Source organism: Corynebacterium callunae DSM 20147 (assembly GCF_000344785.1).
Taxonomy (GTDB): Bacteria; Actinomycetota; Actinomycetes; order Mycobacteriales; family Mycobacteriaceae; genus Corynebacterium; species Corynebacterium callunae.
The window spans coordinates 2,249,045-2,269,463 of the sequence record NC_020506.1; the positions used below are offsets into that span (position 1 = coordinate 2,249,045).

At 52.7% G+C, this 20,419-nt stretch carries 12 protein-coding genes; 7 read left to right on the forward strand and 5 right to left on the reverse strand.

Annotated elements, in window-relative coordinates:
- Positions 1 to 56: 56 nt before the first annotated feature.
- On the reverse strand, positions 57 to 1,325 hold the full coding sequence (locus H924_RS10540; RefSeq protein WP_015651946.1) for a glutaminase: 1,269 nt from the start codon (positions 1,323 to 1,325) through the stop codon (positions 57 to 59).
- A 294-nt stretch (positions 1,326 to 1,619) separates the two neighbouring features.
- On the opposite strand from H924_RS10540, the gene H924_RS10545 reads away from it, so the two are divergent.
- Complete coding sequence (locus tag H924_RS10545; protein ID WP_015651947.1) at positions 1,620 to 2,150, forward strand: gluconokinase; 531 nt, start codon at positions 1,620 to 1,622, stop codon at positions 2,148 to 2,150.
- 51 nt (positions 2,151 to 2,201) lie between these two features.
- Positions 2,202 to 2,762 (forward strand): nicotinamidase, encoded by a 561-nt coding sequence (locus H924_RS10550; protein ID WP_015651948.1) that lies wholly within the window; start codon positions 2,202 to 2,204, stop codon positions 2,760 to 2,762.
- 54 nt (positions 2,763 to 2,816) lie between these two features.
- Here H924_RS10550 and H924_RS10555 read toward each other — a convergent pair whose 3' ends face one another.
- On the reverse strand, positions 2,817 to 3,092 hold the full coding sequence (locus H924_RS10555; RefSeq protein WP_015651949.1) for a DUF3618 domain-containing protein: 276 nt from the start codon (positions 3,090 to 3,092) through the stop codon (positions 2,817 to 2,819).
- Positions 3,093 to 3,268: 176 nt separating this feature from the next.
- Here H924_RS10555 and bcp point away from each other — a divergent pair, with 176 nt between their 5' ends.
- Both bcp and H924_RS10565 read left to right on the forward strand, forming a co-directional pair.
- A complete protein-coding gene (gene bcp, locus H924_RS10560; RefSeq protein WP_015651950.1) occupies positions 3,269 to 3,745 on the forward strand; it encodes a thioredoxin-dependent thiol peroxidase in 477 nt (158 codons plus the stop codon).
- A gap of 26 nt (positions 3,746 to 3,771) precedes the next feature.
- Complete coding sequence (locus H924_RS10565) at positions 3,772 to 4,437, forward strand: TetR/AcrR family transcriptional regulator (RefSeq protein ID WP_015651951.1); 666 nt, start codon at positions 3,772 to 3,774, stop codon at positions 4,435 to 4,437.
- Here the strand turns inward: H924_RS10565 and acpS are convergent.
- Together acpS and H924_RS10575 are read right to left on the reverse strand one after the other, a co-directional pair.
- Entirely contained in the window at positions 4,434 to 4,838 is a 405-nt protein-coding gene (acpS, locus tag H924_RS10570) for a holo-ACP synthase AcpS (RefSeq protein ID WP_015651952.1), read from the reverse strand. The genes H924_RS10565 and acpS overlap by 4 nt on opposite strands.
- Before the next feature lie 10 nt (positions 4,839 to 4,848).
- A complete protein-coding gene (locus H924_RS10575) occupies positions 4,849 to 6,291 on the reverse strand; it encodes a DHA2 family efflux MFS transporter permease subunit (protein ID WP_015651953.1) in 1,443 nt (480 codons plus the stop codon).
- A gap of 694 nt (positions 6,292 to 6,985) precedes the next feature.
- Between H924_RS10575 and H924_RS13690 the strand changes: the two genes are divergently transcribed.
- On the forward strand, positions 6,986 to 7,510 hold the full coding sequence (locus H924_RS13690) for a hypothetical protein (RefSeq protein ID WP_015651954.1): 525 nt from the start codon (positions 6,986 to 6,988) through the stop codon (positions 7,508 to 7,510).
- A gap of 1,235 nt (positions 7,511 to 8,745) precedes the next feature.
- A complete protein-coding gene (locus H924_RS13695; RefSeq protein WP_015651955.1) occupies positions 8,746 to 9,972 on the forward strand; it encodes a hypothetical protein in 1,227 nt (408 codons plus the stop codon).
- A gap of 198 nt (positions 9,973 to 10,170) precedes the next feature.
- Here the strand turns inward: H924_RS13695 and H924_RS10590 are convergent, their stop codons facing one another.
- Positions 10,171 to 19,158 carry a type I polyketide synthase gene (locus tag H924_RS10590; protein WP_015651956.1) on the reverse strand — a complete coding sequence of 2,996 codons (8,988 nt, stop codon included), beginning with the start codon at positions 19,156 to 19,158 and terminating at the stop codon, positions 10,171 to 10,173.
- 650 nt (positions 19,159 to 19,808) lie between these two features.
- Here H924_RS10590 and H924_RS10595 point away from each other — a divergent pair.
- A complete protein-coding gene (locus H924_RS10595; protein WP_015651957.1) occupies positions 19,809 to 20,411 on the forward strand; it encodes a M23 family metallopeptidase in 603 nt (200 codons plus the stop codon).
- Positions 20,412 to 20,419 lie beyond the last annotated feature (8 nt).

The following is a 20,419-nucleotide window of genomic DNA, read 5'->3' on the forward strand; positions in this document are numbered from 1 at the left end:
AGGTACCCCAAAATCTGCTCCGCAACCGCGCAATAAAGATTGCCTTATTGATCTCGCTATAAATCTCGCTCCGAAGCAAGCTGGGCGCAAAGGGTGCCATCAGAGAAAGTAAAATTCGGCAAAACATTATCCGGATCAACAATGGCAACCTTAAATCCAGCATCGCGGATACGCTTGAGACCTTCTTTAATCATGCGCATGGCCATAGGGTGGAGAGTAATCACACGGCTGAGATCCAATACCACCATCTCGCCCTCAAACTGGTGCTGCTGAATCTCATGCAGGAAATTCTCCCCGGCAGAGAAGTTCATAGCGCCTTGAAGACGAATGGTGGTTACCCCATCCTTTTCAGTAATCGTGCGCACCGCATGAACTGCAACTGGTTCAGTGGACATCAGGTGCAGGCCCATATCGTCAGAAAGGGTTTTGAAGATCTCTACGCCGCGCACACTATTTCCTTGGGCATTTAGCCGGGGCGAGAAGGTGGAAATACCCAATTGACCAGGCAAGATACCAATTAATCCGCCGGCAACTCCAGATTTTGCTGGAATTCCCACGGTGGATAACCACTGGCCTGCCTCGTTATACATACCGGCAGAAGCCATTACTGAAAGAGTTAAACGGCAAACCTTGGTATCAATTAGTTTTTTGCCGGTGATCGGTTGTACTCCACCAGCTGCCAGCGTTGCTGTCATAACGGCCAAATCCCGCACGGTGATTTTAATGGCACACTGCAAGGTATAGCTGAGCACTGCGTCATGGGCATCATCATCAATGACGCCATAATTGCGCAGCATATGGGCAATCGAGAGATTGCGGTCAGCGCCTACTAATTCAGATTCGGTCAAGCGCCGATCAATCATGAGCTCACGGCCCGCAAGCTCAGAAAAGTACTTTCTAATCTTCTCCACGCGGTCTTCCACCGAGGAATCTGAGCCATTAATTAGCTGGTTAATAGCAATGGCTCCCGCATTAATCATGGGGTTCATGGGCCGATTTGAACCATCTAGGGAAAGTTCATTAAATGCCTCGCCGGAAGGTTCCACGGCAACGGTGTCAAAGACCTGATCAGCGCCACATTCTTGAAGTGCCAGCGCATAAGCAAAAGGCTTGGAAATACTTTGCATGGTGAACTCAACTTCATCATCACCAGCACTATAAATGCGTCCATCCACAGTGCAGATGGCAATAGCCAGCGGATTAGGGTCGGCTTTTTTAAGTTCAGGAATGTAATTAGCTACCTCGCCAGCGGTGTTTGCACGCACTGATTCGAGAATTTCGGAGAGGTATTCGGGAATGGGCATGGTCAACTTATTGGCACACATGCCAGCCAGCCTACGTTTTTCGGCAGGTGCGCGGCACCCGCGCCCCAGAATTTGGCGCTGTTAAAACGCTTTTCGACGAACCCCTCGCTCTCAGTGGCTATCTAAAACTCCGATCTTGCCGCAAAAGACAAGGTACTGAGCATATTTACATTCCAGACATTGATTGTGTTGGCCATCACTTGAGATAGCTTTTGCTATTGCGCTTCACATTTTGGCCTAAAACCCGTTATGATATGACCATTAAATTTTGTGGGTGTTTTTAAGCCTCCACGTTTCAACATGAGAGGAATAGATATGACAACACCTGAAGGCGTGCACATTGTAGTCATGGGAGTTTCCGGCTGTGGTAAATCAACCGTGGGTGCCCTCCTTGCCGAAAAACTCGGTCTCGAGTTTAAAGATGGCGATGAACTCCACCCCCAGTCCAATATCGACAAAATGGCCGCTGGACATGCCCTCGATGATGATGACCGCGCTTGGTGGTTAGTCCAAGTTGGCAAATGGCTACGCGATCGCCCCAGTGGTGTGATCGCATGTTCCGCTCTCAAACGCTCATACCGAGACCTCATCCGTACCAAATGCCCCGGCACCGTTTTTGTACATTTGCGCGGATCCTATGATTTGCTGCTTTCCCGCATGAAAGCTCGCGAAGATCACTTCATGCCCGCTACCCTCTTGGATTCGCAGTTTGAAACTCTGGAGTTGCTTGAGCCAGATGAGGATCACCGCGTTTTTGATGTGGCAGATACCCCCGCGGAAATTGCCGAGCGAACCGCAGAGTGGATTCTTTCGCAGCAAACTAGCGTTACACTTGGATCTAAGTAAAAGCACCTTTTAGGATCCAGCAGTTTTTGACGTGGAAAGGTCCGCATTCTCATGGCTCGCGCATTGATTATCGTTGATGTTCAAAAGGATTTCTGCCCCGGTGGTTCCCTAGCCACCGCCCGTGGTGATGAGGTAGCAGGCCTTATTGAGGCTTATCTCCTCTCCCACGGTGGCGAATATGACACTGTGGTCGCAACCCAGGATTGGCATATTGATCCCGGCGAGCACTTCTCTGACAACCCTGATTATGTAGATTCCTGGCCGGTTCACTGCAAGGCCGATACTGATGGCGCTGCTATTCATGAGCGCATTGACCTTGAGCTTATCGAGGAATTCTTCCGCAAAGGCCACTACACCGCTGCCTATTCCGGTTTTGAAGGAACAGCAACATCCGAGGAGCTCCTACTGGCCCCTTGGCTCAAGGCCCGTGACATTACAGAGGTAGACATCGTGGGTATTGCTACCGACCACTGTGTCCGTGCCACCACTTTGGATGCCATCAAAGAAGGTTTTGAAGTCCGCGTTCTTAGCGATATGTGTGCTGCCGTAGATGTTCATGCAGGCGATCGCGCCTTGGAAGAAATGCATGACGCCGGCGCGCTGCTGGTCTAAAACTCAAAAAACCGTATCCCTTAAATTTAGGGATACGGTTTTTGTTTTGTCGATTTAGCGCTGGGAAAGCAGACGCTGAATCTCTTTAAGATCATTAGCCTTCTTACGGCCACGCACGATGCTGAAGACGATTGCTCCTGCTACAACGCCGGCGACACCAAGCAGAATCTTCTGCACATTAGGCTCCTGCAGCTTTGCAGTTGCCTGGGTCTTGGCATCATCTACCAGGTTTGCAGGCTTGCTGCGGTCTGCCAGTTCGTCGAGGGTATTTGCCAGCTGTCGGCGGGTGCGCTCAATATCGCGCTGGATGTCTTCAATGTTGCGTGCCACTGCGCTACTCCTGATTTGGTGTATCTGTGATCAACTATTTTTGTTTAACGCGTCATGAAAACCCGTTACTGGGTTTCCATATTACTTAACTCCTTGACTTTAGGTTCATTGGTCCCCAAAAACCTTTGCTGAACTCAAGGTATCCCTCAGGTTAGCCACCCGCTATTGTGGAATACATGACTGAAGCACAGCGACTAAATATCGGAGACACCCCACCCGCTTTTACCCTGCCCAATGATCAGGGCAGCACCACGTCGCTTAGTGATTTTGCAGGTCAGCAAGTTCTTGTTTATTTCTACCCCAAGGCAAACACCCCAGGTTGCACCAAAGAAGCCTGCGATTTCCGCGATTCTTTAAGCCAACTTAATGATTTGGGTATCAAAGTTATCGGCATTTCCCCCGACCCAGTAGCCAAACTAATTAAGTTCCGCGAAGACCATGAACTTAATTTCCCTCTGCTTTCTGATGAAGATAAATCAGTTATGACTGCTTGGGGTGCCTTTGGTGAAAAGAAAAACTACGGCAAAATTGTCCAGGGCGTTATTCGCTCCACTTTTGTTATTAATGCAGATGGAACCGTTGGCATGGCTAAATACAATGTGCGCGCCACCGGTCACGTCGAACGCCTCCTGCGCGAATTTAACGCTGCCTAAGATAAGCCACCTAGATCATTAAATCCATGGAACCCCAGAAACAGGACGCCGCGGAAAATCCTGCCGGTACGGAAATTCTCGTACCTCGACGCCGCCCCGCCCAGCAACGTAGCCGTGAGCGCTTTAATCGCATTCTCACCGCTGCGCGTTCTGTGCTTGTTGATCTCGGCTTTGAATCCTTCACCTTTGATGAAGTAGCCAAACGCGCCGAAGTACCAATCGGTACGCTTTATCAGTTTTTCGCCAATAAATACGTGCTCATTTGTGAACTTGACCGCGTAGACAATGCTGAAGCCGTTGCCGAGCTTAAGAAATTCTCCGACCAGGTCCCAGCTCTGCAGTGGCCAGAAATCTTGGATGAATTCATCGAGCACTTGGCCAGGCTGTGGCGCGAGGATCCTTCCCGGCGCGCGGTATGGCATGCCATTCAGTCAACTCCTGCTACGCGTGCCACTGCCGCAGCAACTGAGAAGGAAATGCTGGAAATCATTGCGGAGGTCATGCGACCACTAGCCCGCGGTGCTTCTTATGAAGAGCGCATGTCCCTAGCTGGTTTGCTGGTGCATACTGTTAGCTCCCTGCTCAACTATGCGGTGCGCGATGTAGATACCACCGATGAAGCCTTTGCCAGCATCGTGGAGGAAATCAAACGTATGTTGATCTCCTACCTCTTCTCTGTCGCAACTGGCTAGTTCTGCAAAACGCAGGTTGCCACCACATAGTCACCATCGTGGCTAATGCTGACGCTGCTATGGAATTGACCAATAGAGTCATGCACCTGCTTTGCTAAAGCGGGGTGCAGTTCAATGGAAACCCTCCCCCAGGCATCAGCACGGACTTCAATTTCACGCCATTGCACATGTTCTTCTGCAATTACCGGAGGTTGTCCATAAATCGCCTGCGACCAGGCCTTAATAAAGGCTTCTTTAGCAGCCCACCGGCCCGCTAGGTGTTCCGCCTGGCGAGTTTCTGCGCGGAAGGATGCCAAGCGGCGTTCACTGGCAGAAAACACCTGCATGAAGGAACTGCCCGGTTGGGCTAGTTGCTCTGCGAACGCCGAAATGTGAACGAGGTCGGTTCCAATGCTGATCATGCGACCTAGCTTAGCGGGCTGGCCTCTTTACAAAGAAGCCCACGATCAGTGCAAACACTGCCACGCACGCTGAGGCGAAGAATGCAGAGTTGGCGCCGTCGGCGAGGGCGGTTTGTTGGGTTGCGCCGTCGATAAGCGCGTTGTTGCTGACGGTGGAATAAACCGCAATCATGACCGCGGTGCCTGCGGCGCCGGCGAGCTGTTGGAGGGTGTTGAGGATCGCGGAGCCGTGGCCGTACATGTTGTCGGGGACGGATGCGAGCGCGACTGTCATCAGTGGGGTGAACAGCAGCGCAAGGCCGATGGAGAACACGATGTGTACGCCGATGATGAACCACACGTTGGCGAATTCATCGACGGTGGACAGTGCAAACAGGGAGATCACAACGAGTGACATACCACCGATCACGAGTCCGCGTGGACCATGACGATCATAAATTCGACCCACAAATGGCGACAGCACACCTTCCAAAAGACCACCTGGCAACAGCACTAGACCCGCGACCAAGGCGGTGACCATCAAGGATCCCTGCAGGTAGAGTGGCAGCGTATTCATGACACCGAGCAGCGCACCGAACAGCGTCAAAAGCACAACCAGCGGAATGGTGTACTCACGAATCGCCAACGGACGCAGATCCAACAGCGCCTTATCCTGCTTACCCATGGAAATCTGGCGCCACACAAACACCACCAACGCAATGATGCCGACAGCCAACACGACCAACGCGCTTCTGTCACCTTCCAAAATGATGCCAATCGAGCTCAAAGCGTACACAAGGCCACCGAAAGCCACTGCGGAAATCAGGAAGGAAATGACATCCAAAGGAGTCTTTTTGGGCTCACTGACGTTGGTCAGACGCAGGGTACCGATCAGGCTTGCCACAAACACCAACGGAACCATAACCCAGAAAATCGCGTGCCACGAAGACAAGCTGAGTACGAAACCAGCCACACTAGGTCCAAGAGCAGGACCAACGGCCATCACGACCGCAATCAAACCCATGACGGCGCCACGGCGCTCTGGAGGAACAACGGTCATCGCGACAGTCATCAGCAGCGGCATGATCACAGCGGTACCAATCGCCTGAGCGACGCGGGCTGCAAGCATAATCGCAAAAGTAGGAGACAACGCAGCCGTCACAGTACCGATCAGGAAGACCACCGTGGCGAAAATAAACACACTACGAGTGGTAAAACGTTCCAACATCCAACCAGTAGCTGGAAGAACCACAGCCATGGTCAACATAAAACCAGTAAGCAACCACTGCGCAGTATTCGCCTCAATGTCAAAGTCCGCCATGATCGACGGCAACGCGACTGCCAGAGTGGTCTCATTCAACATCATGACAAAGGCTGTAAAAACTAATACAGCCAAGATGATGACAACATTTCTCGGGATCCCAACCGATTCTGGGGTGGGATTACTGGAGGTGGGGTTGCTGGAGGAAGACAAGGCTCCAGCTCCTTTCTAGAATTAAAGGGCGCTATCGCGAGGTAAATGCATACCGCCCCGGTTCCTGCGACGTGCAGAAAACGGGGGCGGATAGTTGCTTAGGAAACATTATCAACAATTAGTGCATGCGCACGTTCTTGTGTGTGATTTCACTGGCAATAGTGTTTGTGAGGTTTTGTGGGCTTAGGAAACCTTAGCGTGATCCAAGAATATGGATCTATTGCATTAATGAAGCTTTGAAACTCGAAGATTCAAATACGGAAAGAATAATTATCAAGCAGCGGGATGAACGGCCACGACCTCTCCCCGGCCGGTTTAGCAAGGCACAATACCAAAAGAGAACAAAACGAGAATGCTGCAGAAGTGGCCACTTCAGATCATCATTCCTACCCCCAAATGAGATCAGTGAGCTCAGTAAGACCGGTTGCAATTGTCACTACAATTCCGAATCCAAAAGCCCTTGATCCTACCGAGTTATTGTTATGAATAGTTGGATCGAATCCTACATTCAAGGAACTATAAATATCACCAGTAATACTAATTATCCTAAAGAACTCACTTGACTTGTCACTTTTGTTAAGTGCCAGCACGCTAACCACAACAAAGTAGCTTAAAGAAACAACTGAATCTACGCGGTGACCACTCCATCCTTAAATAGGACAAACAGGTGCTGAGGAAACGGTAGAATCAGTCTATGGGAATAGAAAAACCAGCACCACTACTTATGAACGAAGTATTAAAAAATTCGCAATCACACACTTGGGAGAAAGCGATTGCTGAGTGGGAGGTCTCAGGGCAGGATGAAGACTTTGAAAGTTTGAGTGTATGCGTCTGTGGCAAAACGGGGCTCCGGTATAAGTACATCATCACCAATACTATGACAAGGACACAATTGCACCCGATTGGCAGTGAGTGTATCCGTCATTTTGGAAGCCAGAATATGGTAGATACCGTAGAGTATTTGAGAAAAATCACCGAGCTCCGGAAAAGGAATTTGGGGAGTATCACATTCCAAGAGATCAAGGATGCTGGGATTCTTTCAAGAAAATTCATTACCGCCCTTTATGAGAAGGGACTTTTCCAGCCAAATAAGTTCAATAGAAATGACGGAAAAAATGATTTTCAATTCTATTTGAATATGTTTAATTCCCGCTCCATGAGCGATAAACAGCGAAAAAAGGCTGATGTGCTTACACGCGAATTACGCAAATTAGTTTAAGCGCCAAACATGCAGCGAAAACACTCGGACAACGGAGATGCAAACTGTCACATAAATCCCTGCTTATCATATTCTTGCAGGACCATTCGCGATACTGGTCCAATGATGTAATTGCGCCACACTGTCCACAAGTCAGAATACAAGCATTGAGTTCAAAGCAGTATTGAACTTATACAAGGTCACGACACTATTAGGCACCCTGAATAGCAGTGAACAGATATGAAAATTCCGTATGCAACAGTAAGTAAAGCTGATCTCAACAATCCTTTTCTGAGCGCCTATGCCTCAAGTTTCTCACTTGCACAAGATGCCGGTGAGAATATCAACTCGGTACTCTGTGCACAATAGAGCAGACGGCCATCCCGTTATGGATGTTCACCATCGTTAATGAGAACCTCACTGTCATACATTGGAATTAATAAGTAGCGTGAACTCCGCCATCGAAACACCTGGGAGCTTACCCTCCAAACACCATTTCGAGGCAGCACGTGGTTAAGAAGCTTCCTGATCGATAACGTTGGAGTATCAATTGTTTGTTGCTCGCTAAGTAGCTGATATTAGGATGAGGTATGAGTTTGGATCACAGCTCGCAAGCAATAGGAGCCTATCCGGATAACGGTAAGCATCGGTAGTTTCCCAAGACGATTTAAGCTCAATGAGATGGTCAAGTAATCTTTACCTCTTGCAAGCTATGTCAGGACTATTACTATCGGCCTTAACCCGGACAGACTACTGACTCTCAAGGGTAGATGGAGCAGTAAGTTCGTCCTTAGGGCGTTCTCGATCGTTAAGCTAGAGTTCCTGCCTTCTTGAGGCGAAATCATAACAAGCCTTGGAGCCAATGCTCAAAAGCAATGGTTGGGGATCTTAGTGAAAACACGGGGATTCTACTGGGCACCACTTAAAGATTTGCCGGAATACTTTTTCCATCGTTGTTCGTTGTAGCGCAGATTTTCGCGCCCTTACCCTCGTAGCCACCAGCAAAAGGCGAATATCTATTATTCAATCTGGAGCTGTGGCTAAGCGAGGAAATGAAAATTCATCGCTAAATAATCACCGTTGGAGGGTACGGAACTCACCTTCAGCCAAGAATATATGGACTTAATCAAGATATAGAATTGACAACAGCCAAATTCCGACGCTAGAATACCGCGATTTACTTAAAACTATTTCTCATCGCCTACCATTAAGGCATGGTACACCAAAGCGGAGCGGTAGTAGGGCATACTCCCAAAATGATGAACTTCAACTTAGCCATCGGGCTTATTTCAATTCTATCATTAGGAGGAATTTGGGGAGTTTTCGTAGTATTCCTTTTGCTAAGTGGAGTGGAAGTTAATGGATTCGGATGGCCAAATGAATCTCTTTCACCCTCACAGATCTTAGATACTGCCCGGGCAACAGGCACCATATCTGCCTTGTTCGGCGGAATCTTCGCAATGTTATATTCATACAGGAAGCAAAGAATTTCAGAAGCTGAAAGCTTAAGATCTGATGCATCTTCTTTGGTTGAGCGTTACCGGGCCGCATGTGAGCAAATTGGAAGTGAAAATGCTTCAGTTCAACTTGCGGGCATTTACGCCTTAAGCTGGCTTGCCGATGAATGGGTAGGGCATCGACAACAGTGTGTTGATGTATTGTGCGCCTATCTTCGCTTGACTGGTTCCGCCAACAATATGACTTCAGAAGTCCCTGTGCGTACTGTCCTGAATCTAATTGAATCGCACACCTCAGTGCTAAATCCGGAGTTTACAAGTTGGTCTGATTTGACGATTGATTTAACCGGGGCATCTCTACCAGATTTTTCCTGGAATCAGGTAAAAATTCAGAAGCTCATTCTAGACCGGGCTGAGTTTGAAGAAGAAGTGAATCTCATATTCGAATTCGATAATAGTTCAGTCTCAATACGCGATGTCACCATTGCGGCGAACCTCTTTATTGCAAGCACGGGCAAAGGACGTATCTCCTTAATGAGAAGTGGTGTTATGTCGGGAGCAGAGGTCCAAATCTCACCAAGTTTAGAAACACAGCTAAATTGTATGGCCGTTCGAATAGAGGATGATTGTCTTATTAGAATTAATCTGGGTGCCTCTGGAACCGAAGGTCAAATTGACTTTAGTCATGCACATATCATTGGCCGTCTTTCATTTTTTGGTGACGGACGAGAGTATGAAACAGGAACCATTCTATTGCAAGATGCGATCACTTCAGGCGAAGGGCTAGTAGGCTTCCAAAAAGACCTCTTTTTTGAAGCTGACGAAGGGTTTTATTATGTTCCAGTATCTTCTCCAGATGGGACTTCCTATTCCAAGTTTCGCAAAATAACCGATAGAAGACGAAGTGTTTTCCGTCCAGATTCCCAGTATTTAAAAAATTGCAAACTTGCTACCTTTGAGGTCAGTTCAATTGAGCCTGTTCCTAAGTGGCATGGGGCTGAACTGGAACCAAAAAGCAATGCCTAACTCCGTAATAACTGCAGTTTGGAAACCTTCGAACATCCCCTCACTGGTGACGCAGCTGCCATCAGCTAGAAGTTAAACCACCTTCCCTTTCCAGAGGCTTCCACCTATAAGGACGAACCTATGTCGGGCAAACCAAAAAGCCCCTCACACGGCATCCCAACAAGGGACACCGCATGAGGGGCTCAACGCAATAACCAACTAGCCTTCGGCGCGGAGGACACCGTCAACTAGGCGGGCGCGGGAATCCAGGAGGACTGCAGCTTCTACTTCCTTAGCTGCGTCTCCGTGGACACCGAGGTTGCGCTCGACTGGGCGTTCGTACAGTACGCCACCGTGCATACCTGCGACGATGGTGCGAAGGCCTGCTTCTTCGCGAGCGATCGCGGAGGCACGCCATGCGTCAGCTGCCTCAGCACCACGTGCCACCCGGACTGCCTCGTAGAAGGCATCTGGGTGAACAACAGCGACCATTGCGGAGACGTGTCCGAAGCCGAGGGAGGTAACAAGACCTGCCTTTGGTGCCTTCGCACGAAGGTCTAGTGGCTTGCGCAGCCAGACCAGGTGGGAGTGCTTGGACAGTACTGGGTCAACGCAGTCGAGTGCGCGGTTGGCTGGCACCAGTCCAGATCGAAGGACCTGGGTGAGACCGATCATCTGGAATGCTGCTGCACCACCCTTGGCGTGTCCGGTGAGTGACTTCTGGGAAATCACGTACATCGGGTTGCCGTCTGCACGACCGATGGCGGTTGCGATGCGCTCATGCAGGTCGGACTCGTTTGGATCATTCGCGTTGGTGGAGGTGTCGTGCTTGGAGATAATGGAGATCTCATCAGCGGAGACACCGACGGAGCGCAGTGCTACTGCGAGGCGGGATTCCACACCATCGCGGGCAGCACCAAGGGCACCGAGGCCTGGGGCTGGGATGGAGGTGTGGGCACCGTCTGCGAAGGACTCTGCGAATCCGATGACACCGAGCACTGGTAGTCCCAGGTCAGCTGCGAGTGATGCGCGTGCCAGCAGGACGGTTCCGCCACCTTCGGATTCGATGAATCCACCGCGGCGACGGTCGTTGGCGCGGGAGAAGAAGCGGTGCTCAATTCCCTTGCCTTCCATCTCTGCGGAGTCGGCGGTTGCTGCCATGTCGCCGAAGCCGGTGATGCCTTCAACGGACAGGGCATCGAAGCCACCTGCGACAACGAAGTCGGACTTGCCGATGCGGATCTTGTCCAGTGCTTCTTCCACAGAAACAGCTGCGGTTGCACAAGCTGCGACTGGGTGGATCATCTGTCCGTAGCCACCGACGTAGGACTGCATGACGTGAGCTGCAACAACGTTGGGCAGTGCTTCCTGCAGAACGTCGTTGGCGCGTGGCTCTGCCAGGATGCGGTCGACGTAGATGCCGCGGAGGGATTCCATGCCGCCCATGCCGGTGCCCTGTGTGGAGGACACGCGAGCTGGGTGCACGGATGCGAGCAGTTCAGCCGGGGTGAAACCAGCGGACAGGAAGGCGTCGACAGTACAGACAATGTTCCACAGCGCGACGGTGTCCAGGTTGTCCACCATGTCTGCTGGGATGCCCCATACAGCTGGGTTGAAGTCCTTAGGAACCTGTCCACCAACGAAGCGGGTCATCGCCATGCGGCGAGGTACGCGGATTGCGGAGCCTGCCTTGCGAGTGACCTTCCACTCCCCTGCTGCTTCGTCGAAAGAAGCAAAGGTGAGTTCTGGCTCGGAGTCGACGTAGGTCAGTGCCTCTTCGCGGGATCCCACGTTGAAGGTGAGGTCCTGGTCGAGGTAGACGGTGGTCAGCTCTGGTGCGAAGTTGTCGATCATGCCGTACTCAGGCATGTCATTGTACTTGCGGACACCAACGCGTGCCATGACTTCGTCGTGGTAGCGGTCGAAGATGTCTTCTTCGGCCACTGCCTCGTCGGAGTCGTCGTACCAGCCTGGCTTTGGATCTTCATCCCAGTGGATAAGTCCCATGGTCCATGCAAGTTCGATGACACCCGCGGCGGAGAGGGAACCGTTGAGTTCGGCGTCGAAACGCGTACGTGCAGAACCCAGTGGACCGAGCTCGCCGGCGCCAACGATGACGACCATCTCGTCGAGGTTTTGGGTGACTTGACCTGCGAAATCAGGGGTGGTTTGAATCACTGGTCGGTAAGGAGTTGGCAGTGCTGCCACGGTGCGTGGAACCTCAACCACTGGTGTGTTAGCTGCCTTAGCTGCTTCTGCACGTGCCATTTCCGCCAGGTTCAGATCAGATTCACCAAGTCCGCCGGTGAAGTCGACGGTGATTGGCGCGGATGCTGCCTGCTCGCGGACAGTGGAAGTTGCCTGGGACAGCAGTTTCTCTGCAATTTCTTGGGTGGAGTAGGTTTCCACGCCTACTTCTTCAGCTGCCTTGACCAAAGGATCGTTGCCGCCCATGAGGCCGGTGCCGCGAACCCAACCGATGTGAGCGTGCACGAGGGAGGTGTTTGCTCCCCATGCGCCCTGCTCGGCGTTCCAGCGGGTGACCACTGCGTCGAGAGCTGCCTTGGATTCACCGTATGCGCCGTCGCCACCGAAGCGTCCACGGTTTGGTGAACCTGGGATGACCACGTGCAGGCGGTGACCCACGTTGATGGAGGAACCCAATGGCGCAAGACCTGCGATGAGGCGCTCAACAGACCAGAGCAGAAGTCGCATCTGGGATTCTGCCTGTGGGCCTGCATCTGCCATGGATCCGGACACGCGAGGTGCCGCGAATGGGAACAGCAAGGTAGGGACCAAAGCTGGCTTGACCAGCTTGGATGCGCCGTTGACGGTGGTGGTCTGCTCGGATCCGACCCAGTTGATGATGGCGTCAATGTCTGAGTAGGAGCTCAAGTTAGCCGCCGCGATCCACAGTGCTGCCGTGCCGCGTGCGGAACGTGCGTAGAGATCCTTGTAGAACTCCAGGCGGTCATGGCCGAGGTTGGAGGTCGTAGCAATGACAGTTGCACCGCCAGCAAGAAGCTTTTCGACGACTGCCGCCGCGATCGAGTTCGGCGATCCGCCGGTTACGACCGCAACATCGTCGGCGTAGTCCAAGGAGCTTTGGTCGCGAGCCTGAGCTGCGAGATCATCAAGTCCAAAGAATTCAGCCTGTGCTGCAACAGCTTCGCCTGCACCTGTGACATCGATATCAGTTGCTGCGAGTTCGCCAAGAGCAACGCGGGAGAGATCCTCACGCGCAGAAGCCCAACGGTCATCAAGCAGAACAACCTTTTCTTCATCGAAGCTTGGTGCAACCTGACGTGGCCAATCAGAACCGAGTTCCTTGGAGACCAACTCGTAGAGGTCTTCCTCTGCGGTGTCTTCCACGGAAACGGTTGCTGGCTTATCAAGACCCAGCTGGGTCAAGATGGTGCGGGCTGCCTGAGCAAGCACACCAGCTTTACCGGTAACCTGCTCTGCGAACTCACCAAGAGCTGCAGAATCCACTACTCCACCACCGGCACCGCCAGCGGAAGGCAGGGACACTGCCACCCCGCGCCGGGCAGCAACTGCCTGCACGGCGGCGTCGATAAGCGCATCTAGTTCAGTGGTATTGGAAGGCGCTGCAGGCGCCAGGGACGCCAAGTCACCGCCACGCAGGGAAGCACCTTCGCGGGCGCCGACAACAACCTCAGCGACCACATGGTCAGCCCAGCCCTGGCCCAATTGCCAGGTGCCGGTAACACGTTCTGCCACATAAGCTGGACGCTTTCCGGTAGGTCCGCTAATGCGACGCAGCGCATCGGCCGCGGAATCAGAAAGCACTGGACCAAAGGCTTTGTAGCCCTTTGCCATCTTGGAGACAGTAACCTTCAGATCGCCGAGTTCTGCATCGGCGGCGCCATCGATAGCACCCAGGCCGAACTCCACACCAAGATCCAAAAGCAGCTGGTTACGGCGTGAAGAAACACCTTCTACCAGGGACTCAATGGAGTCGGTGGCACCCATTTGATCAGGGCGTACCTTGGTCCACAAGGCGATGAGCATCTCAGTAGCATCAGCTGGAGTGAAGGAAATATCGTCCGGGCGAGGTCCGCCTACAGCAACTGGTGCTGCAGCCTCGACAGCTACGGCAACCGGTGCAACCTCGACGGTGTCTGCAGCTGGAGCTTCAGCAACTTCTTCTGCCTCAATGGTGCGCACAACCTCATCGGTAGCAAAAACTACTGGGCGATCGCGCTCAATGTTAAGCACCTCAATTGGGCACTCACGGTACTGCGGCAGACGCAAGGTTTGCCCCATCATATTGGCCAAGGTAGGAGCAGATCCCACACCAACCTCAACAAAGCGCTCCGCCTTCAAGCCCTTAAGCAGCAAGTCCTGGGTTTCAATCCAGCGCACAGGGGAAGCGAACTGCCATGCCAAAAGCTCAATCAGCAGGGTGCGAGCCAGCTGCTGTGGGTTTGCGGAAGCTGCCTCAAAATCGCTCAAGATCTCATTGATGTACGGGGAATCGACCACTTCAGTCATGGATTCCACAAACTCACGAGAAAGCTCAAATGGGCGAGCTACCAGGTTTGGAATATAACGGTCTACCAGCACATCAAGATCTAGCTCAGCAGGGATCAGAGAATCTAGGTGCTCGCGGAAAGCTCCCACACCATCGCGCAACTTAGAGGAGTGGAATGGCACATCAATGCCTGGAATCATGATGAAGGCACGCTGGCCGGGAGCGCGCTTTTCAGCATCGGCACGCAGTGCTGCCAATCCTGCCTGGGTACCCGCAACGGCATATTGCAAGCCAGCGAGGTTGTAGTTCACAATCTCCAAGAACTCACCGGATTGCTCAGCAATGTCTGCAACATAGTCAAAGACATTGTCAGCAGTAAGACCCATCTTGTTGGGACGCAGGGCTGCCAAGCCATAGTTGGACAAACCTTGTTCATCACGATCAACCAGACGGTGCATGGTGAGTCCGCGTCGGTAGACGATCTCCAACACAGATTCCAGGGAAAGCACACCGGCATAAGCGGCAAGTGCGTTGTACTCGCCTACGGAGTGACCAGCAAAGTAGGCACGCTGGTTGAGTGCACCTGCTTCGCGCATTTCAGCAATTTGGGCAACGCCCAAAGTTGCCATGCCCACCTGGGTGAACTGGGTGAGGTACAAAACGCCATCAGGGTGGAAGAACTTCTCCCCTGCCACGGTGACTTCGCGTGGGTTGTTCTCCACAATCTCCACAATGGAGAAGCCCAGCTTATTGCGGGTGTGTGCATCTGCACGATCCCAAATAGCACGAGCTGCAGCGGAGTTGCGGCGAGCTTCCATGCCCATACCTGGGGACTGAATGCCCTGGCCTGGGAAGGCATAGAAGGTGGTGGGAGCTGCCACAATAGCGGTGGCATTAAGTACTGGGTTGCCATTAACGGTGGCGCTAATTGCACGTACTTCGCCACGGCCTGGGCGGTTATCAACTGCCGAGCGCTCCACGGTGAAGGTGATGGTTTCACCTGGGAGAACTGGAGCCAGCATGGTGGCGCTGAATTCCACAACGCGCGCAGCTGGGGTGTGGGTTTGCTCATCTTTGAACTCTGCACCGGCAATAAGTTCTGCAATGGCAGAAGTCCACATGCCGTGCACAATCACGCCTGGCAGGCCAGCCAAAGCAGCGGCGGTATCAGAGACGTGGATGGGGTTGCGATCGCCAGAAACAATGGCGAATGGACGCATGGATTCTGGTGCCACAACCTCCGCAATCGCACGCAAAGAACGTGGGGTATCAATGGTGGTGGTCTGCGCAGAGGTATTGGTACGCGCCACAGCATTGCCCTTGCGCCCGCGGATGGCAAAACGCTCAGCCAGGGTGGCGATCTTGGTGCCCTCAGCAGAGGTGATCTCGGCGCGGATAATCACCAAGCGGCCTAGATCAGTATCGGAAACTTCATCAGCCTTGGCCGTGACATGGAGTGCGCCGGAGGTCGGTACCTCCGCATGCAGCACAATGTGGTGTTCTAGGTGAACCAGAGAGAGCATGCCCTCAACCACGGATGCGGAATCAGCGCCAGGGATGGTGGCAGACTGCACGGCTGCAAAAACTGCTGGCCAAGCTCGTCCCACCAAAACATCAGGGGCGGTGCTTGCTGGGATAACGGTAGCTGGCAAATAGCCTGCGGTGACATTGTTGTAGTCGGCGATAATCCCAGCATCGAGGGTGGTTTCCCATACTGCGGTGCCGTTTTCCAGGGTAGCTAGAGTTCCACCGGCAGCGATGCGGGTGAGCTCACCCATGGCAGCTTCGGCATCTTTTTGGGTGACCAAAGGTACAGCACTTGGGAGTGCATCAATTGGGCTGGTGATGCGGATTTTCAGCTCTGCGGTGGTGCCAAAGGCGGTGGATCCGGCTAGTGGAACGGTGAGCATAACGTGCTCGGCGTCCTCATAAACCAGGGTGGCGCCACTTGGTGCGTGGAACGCTTCAAATTCAGTGCGAGACCACTTATCGCTATCACCTAGACGGTGCACGATGGAAGGGATATTGCGATCTGCCCAGAAAGTTCCAGGGGATGAAAGTACCTTGCCCATGATGTCGCGGGAGACAGAATCATGATCCTCAATGCGGGCAATGGAAGCATCCACAAAGCGGTCAAGCAGCTCGGCAACTGGCTCATTGGCGCGGGTAATACCGGCCACAGCAACCACACCAGGAATAATGGCCACCTGATCAGCGTCATAACGATCATCATGAGACTGCCACAAGGAGTCAGAACGCCACCAGCGGCGCACGTCCTTGTCTATAACTGGCACAAAGTTCACCGGTTTGCCCGGCGTACGGCACAGACCGAGGAACCAGGCCGCATCGGCTGGGGTGAGTAGTTGGGTTGCGGCTTGTGGGAGTGCCGCAAGAAGCTTGTCGACGTCGCCAGCCTCGCTAAAGGATGGTTCAAAGGTGCCGTGGTCTTGCTCGATGAGACGAGCTTCGGTGCGCTCGAGCATCTGGCTAAAACGAGCTGCCCAAGAAGCATCAATCCACTGGCCATCCCGGGGTCCAGAAAGTTCCAAATAACGCTTGAGCCACTGCTCATAGGTCATGGATTCCACATCGCCGAAGTACTGCTTGGCGGTCTTGCCAATAGCCTCGATGATTTCAGCACGGCGCTTTTGCACTGCGGTCTCGTCGCCGGCAACTTCATCCAGCAAACGACCAGCCTTGGCAAAAGAGTTGTCGATCTCGTGAATATCGGCACCTAGCTGGGAACGGCCAGAGGCCATGCCATTGTTGGCACCACCGGCAGGAACCCATTGCTCAGAACCTGCGGTTGCAACCAGCAAGTCCTTCACGGACTGAGAGGTGGTTGCTTCCTTGGTGGCCATGGCAGCGGTACCCACCAAAATGCCGTCCACTGGCATCGCAGGCAGGTCATAAACCTCAGACCAAGAACCGGTGATGTAATCGGCTGCGCGCTCTGGGGTGCCAATGCCACCGCCAACACACAAGATCACATTATTAAAGGAGCGGATCTTGGCATAGGTAGCGATCAGCAGCTCATCAAGATCTTCCCAAGAGTGGTGTCCACCTGCGACACCTCCCTCAAGCTGCATAATCACAGGTAGCTCAGGGATTTCCTGGGCGATGGCCAAAACAGCATTAACGTGCTTTACAGCGCCTGGCTTGAAGGCGACCCACGGGAAGCCGCCGTCGATAAGCTCTTTAACGAGCGCTACGGCCTCGTCCTTTTCCGGGATACCTGCAGTGATGACCACGCCGTCAATGGGAGCGCCGTTGGCGCGCGCCTTAGGAACCAGGCGCTTGCCGCCGATCTGCATCTTCCACAGATAAGGGTCCAGGAACATGGAGTTAAACTGCGCGTTGATACCTGGTTCGAGCATCTCAGTGAGCTGCTCGATGTGGGTTTCTAGGATTTCTGGGGTGACCTGACCGCCACCGGCCAGCTCAGCCCAGTGTCCACCATTGGCGGCAGCAGCCACAATAGCAGGATCCACAGTGGTCGGAGTCATGCCAGCGAGCAGCATTGGAGTGTATCCAGTGAGCTCACTAAAACGGGTAATCAGGCGCGGAGTGCCATCCACGTGCTCAACACGAGGCGCAAATTCCGCATAGTCAACCGGCAATTCCGGAGCGACACCAGCATCAAAAACCTTGGCCTGACCAGCAGCTTCACAGACGTCAAAGGAGTCCGCGCCACGGCCTTCCAGAATTGACTGAGTAAGCTTTACGACGCCGCCATCGGGACCAACATCAAGGAACCAGCGGGCGCCAGCGCCGTAGGCCTCATTGACCTCTGCAACCCAGTCAACTGGGTTAACCAGTACGTCAGCGGCAATTTCACGAGCGCTTTCCACATCAAAGCCACAAGCCTTGGCCCATGCCACCGCTTGCTCCACAGCCATCGACATAGCTGGGTGATGGAAAGCAGCCTGGACTTTCAGCGGGCTAATACGCGGTGCAAAAGCAGAGCCGCCGCGCTGCTTATTCTCAATAGCTTTTTGATCCTTCGCTGCCATTGCATTTAGCACCGCAATTACGCGCGCATTGTCATCTGGACGGCCGACCAAAACATAGGAATCGCGAGCATTGCGCAGACCAATTACTGGACGAATTTCCGCAGGAACCTCCGCAGCAGCCTGTGCAATAGCCTTTTCGAGTTGTTCCTTTTTAATACCGGCGATGGCAATCATCGGAGCGCTCTCCCCCTGCGCAATCAAGCCGGTCATGCGTGCAGTACGAGAAATCGCAGCACCAATAAGCTGTGCCAGAGCAACTAATTCATCAGCGCGAGTGGGATCCTTCAGCAGGTGAACACCGAGTACACCCTGGGAATGCCCAATGGTGGCTACAGCTTGTTCAACATCAAGACGCTGCGCCTCAAGGGAATCCAAAGTGGCGATTTGGGAGACGAAGATTCCAGGCACGCTAATAGCGGATTGTGCGCTATCAAAGTTGGGAGCCTCCGCACTATTGGCCCAGGTTAGTGGATCAAAGCCGAAGGGGAAGGTGCCAGCAAGTTCATCTGCCACAGGTGCAAGGAGTTTCTCAGCACGCTCGACAATTTCCTTGACGTTTTGTCCTGCGCCTGCGGAAACGGCAGTGCGCAGGGTTTTCAACCAGTCATAGCCTTGTCCCGCAAACACAAAAGCAAAGGGCTCTTGGTCGAAACGATTAATTAGTCGGCTAGCCCCGAAGTTCTTGCTCAGTTCGGTCACGTGAGAACTTGCTCCTTGCTTAACTCAGTCTGGACCTTGCAGGCCCGTCTGACTGTGTATGTTCGGATAATTAAAGAAATCTGGCGCGGCGATTTTTGGCACCGCAACAATGTTTAGAAAATAATATGCCACAAATCATGAGGAAAACGTCATATTTTGCATGTGTGCGGTGACCTTATACCCAGCCACAACCCTCGGCACTACTCTTCTCTCCCCTATCGTGCCACCTAAAGCTGCGTTGACAAAACTTTTAAAAGGAAAGAATTTCTCCACAGTTTCCACTGCTTAGCGCGGTGTTTGGAGCCCACCCTGAGCTCAATCCTGGGCACGATCTCAAATTTTCCCATGCCTGCAGCTCTGTGGCTCTTTTCATAACGACGACACCTCAGGGGTTATTCTCACATTCTGCTTGCGGAAGCTTTTTAGCAGTTTTCATTTAATGAGAGCTCTTGAAGTGATGTAACTAACACCCATTGCCCAACCCCCTGCTTAGGACGCCGCAAATGGTCGTATCACTTTTGCCATTTGAGCATTTTTAATGCGGGAGTTAGACAAAGTGAACGATAACCCCTAGCGTGGTCACAACTTGATAACGGATAGGTTACAAAATGATCTAATCCGAAACTACATATCCACCTTTAGGAATCCTCATGCACCACGCCCTTAGTCGCCGACTCACTCTTAGCGCCCTCGTAGCCGGCACAATCGCCACCGTTGGATTGAGCGCCATCCCCCAAGCGAGCGCCCAGGTTTTTCTTTCTTCTGAAATTAACAACACCATCTATGGCGCTAGCCAAACCGTGGTCAGCCCAACCACCGGCACATTGACCTCAGGTTATGGTGCACGTTGGGGAACAAGCCACAACGGAATTGATATTGCCAATGCAATTGGCACCCCAATCTACTCCGTCATGGACGGCACTGTCATCAGCTCAGGTCCAGCATCCGGCTACGGACAGTGGATTCGCGTGCAACACGATGATGGTTCCATCGCAATCTACGGACATATGGAGTACCTCTATGCCTCCGTTGGCGAAAGAGTCTACGCCGGCCAAGAAATCGCTGGCATGGGCAGCCAGGGATTCTCCACCGGCTCCCACCTCCACTTTGAGATCCACCCTGATGGCTACACCCCAGTAGATCCCCAAACATGGCTAGCCAACAATGGGATCTACTTCTACCCCCTTCCCTGTCTCCTAGCTTTTAGGCCAGAATTTTCAGAATCTGATCTTGGAAAAACCATCGTTAGATAAGACCGTTA

What these genes read in the sequence shown, in the direction of transcription:
- H924_RS10540 (WP_015651946.1), bottom strand. Translation starts at nt 1,325, where the DNA reads ATGTGTGCCAATAAGTTGACCATGCCCATTCCCGAATACCTCTCCGAA.
- H924_RS10545 (WP_015651947.1), top strand. Translation starts at nt 1,620, where the DNA reads ATGACAACACCTGAAGGCGTGCACATTGTAGTCATGGGAGTTTCCGGC.
- H924_RS10550 (WP_015651948.1), top strand. Translation starts at nt 2,202, where the DNA reads ATGGCTCGCGCATTGATTATCGTTGATGTTCAAAAGGATTTCTGCCCC.
- bcp (WP_015651950.1), top strand. Translation starts at nt 3,269, where the DNA reads ATGACTGAAGCACAGCGACTAAATATCGGAGACACCCCACCCGCTTTT.
- H924_RS10565 (WP_015651951.1), top strand. Translation starts at nt 3,772, where the DNA reads ATGGAACCCCAGAAACAGGACGCCGCGGAAAATCCTGCCGGTACGGAA.
- acpS (WP_015651952.1), bottom strand. Translation starts at nt 4,838, where the DNA reads ATGATCAGCATTGGAACCGACCTCGTTCACATTTCGGCGTTCGCAGAG.
- H924_RS13690 (WP_015651954.1), top strand. Translation starts at nt 6,986, where the DNA reads ATGGGAATAGAAAAACCAGCACCACTACTTATGAACGAAGTATTAAAA.
- H924_RS13695 (WP_015651955.1), top strand. Translation starts at nt 8,746, where the DNA reads ATGATGAACTTCAACTTAGCCATCGGGCTTATTTCAATTCTATCATTA.
- H924_RS10595 (WP_015651957.1), top strand. Translation starts at nt 19,809, where the DNA reads ATGCACCACGCCCTTAGTCGCCGACTCACTCTTAGCGCCCTCGTAGCC.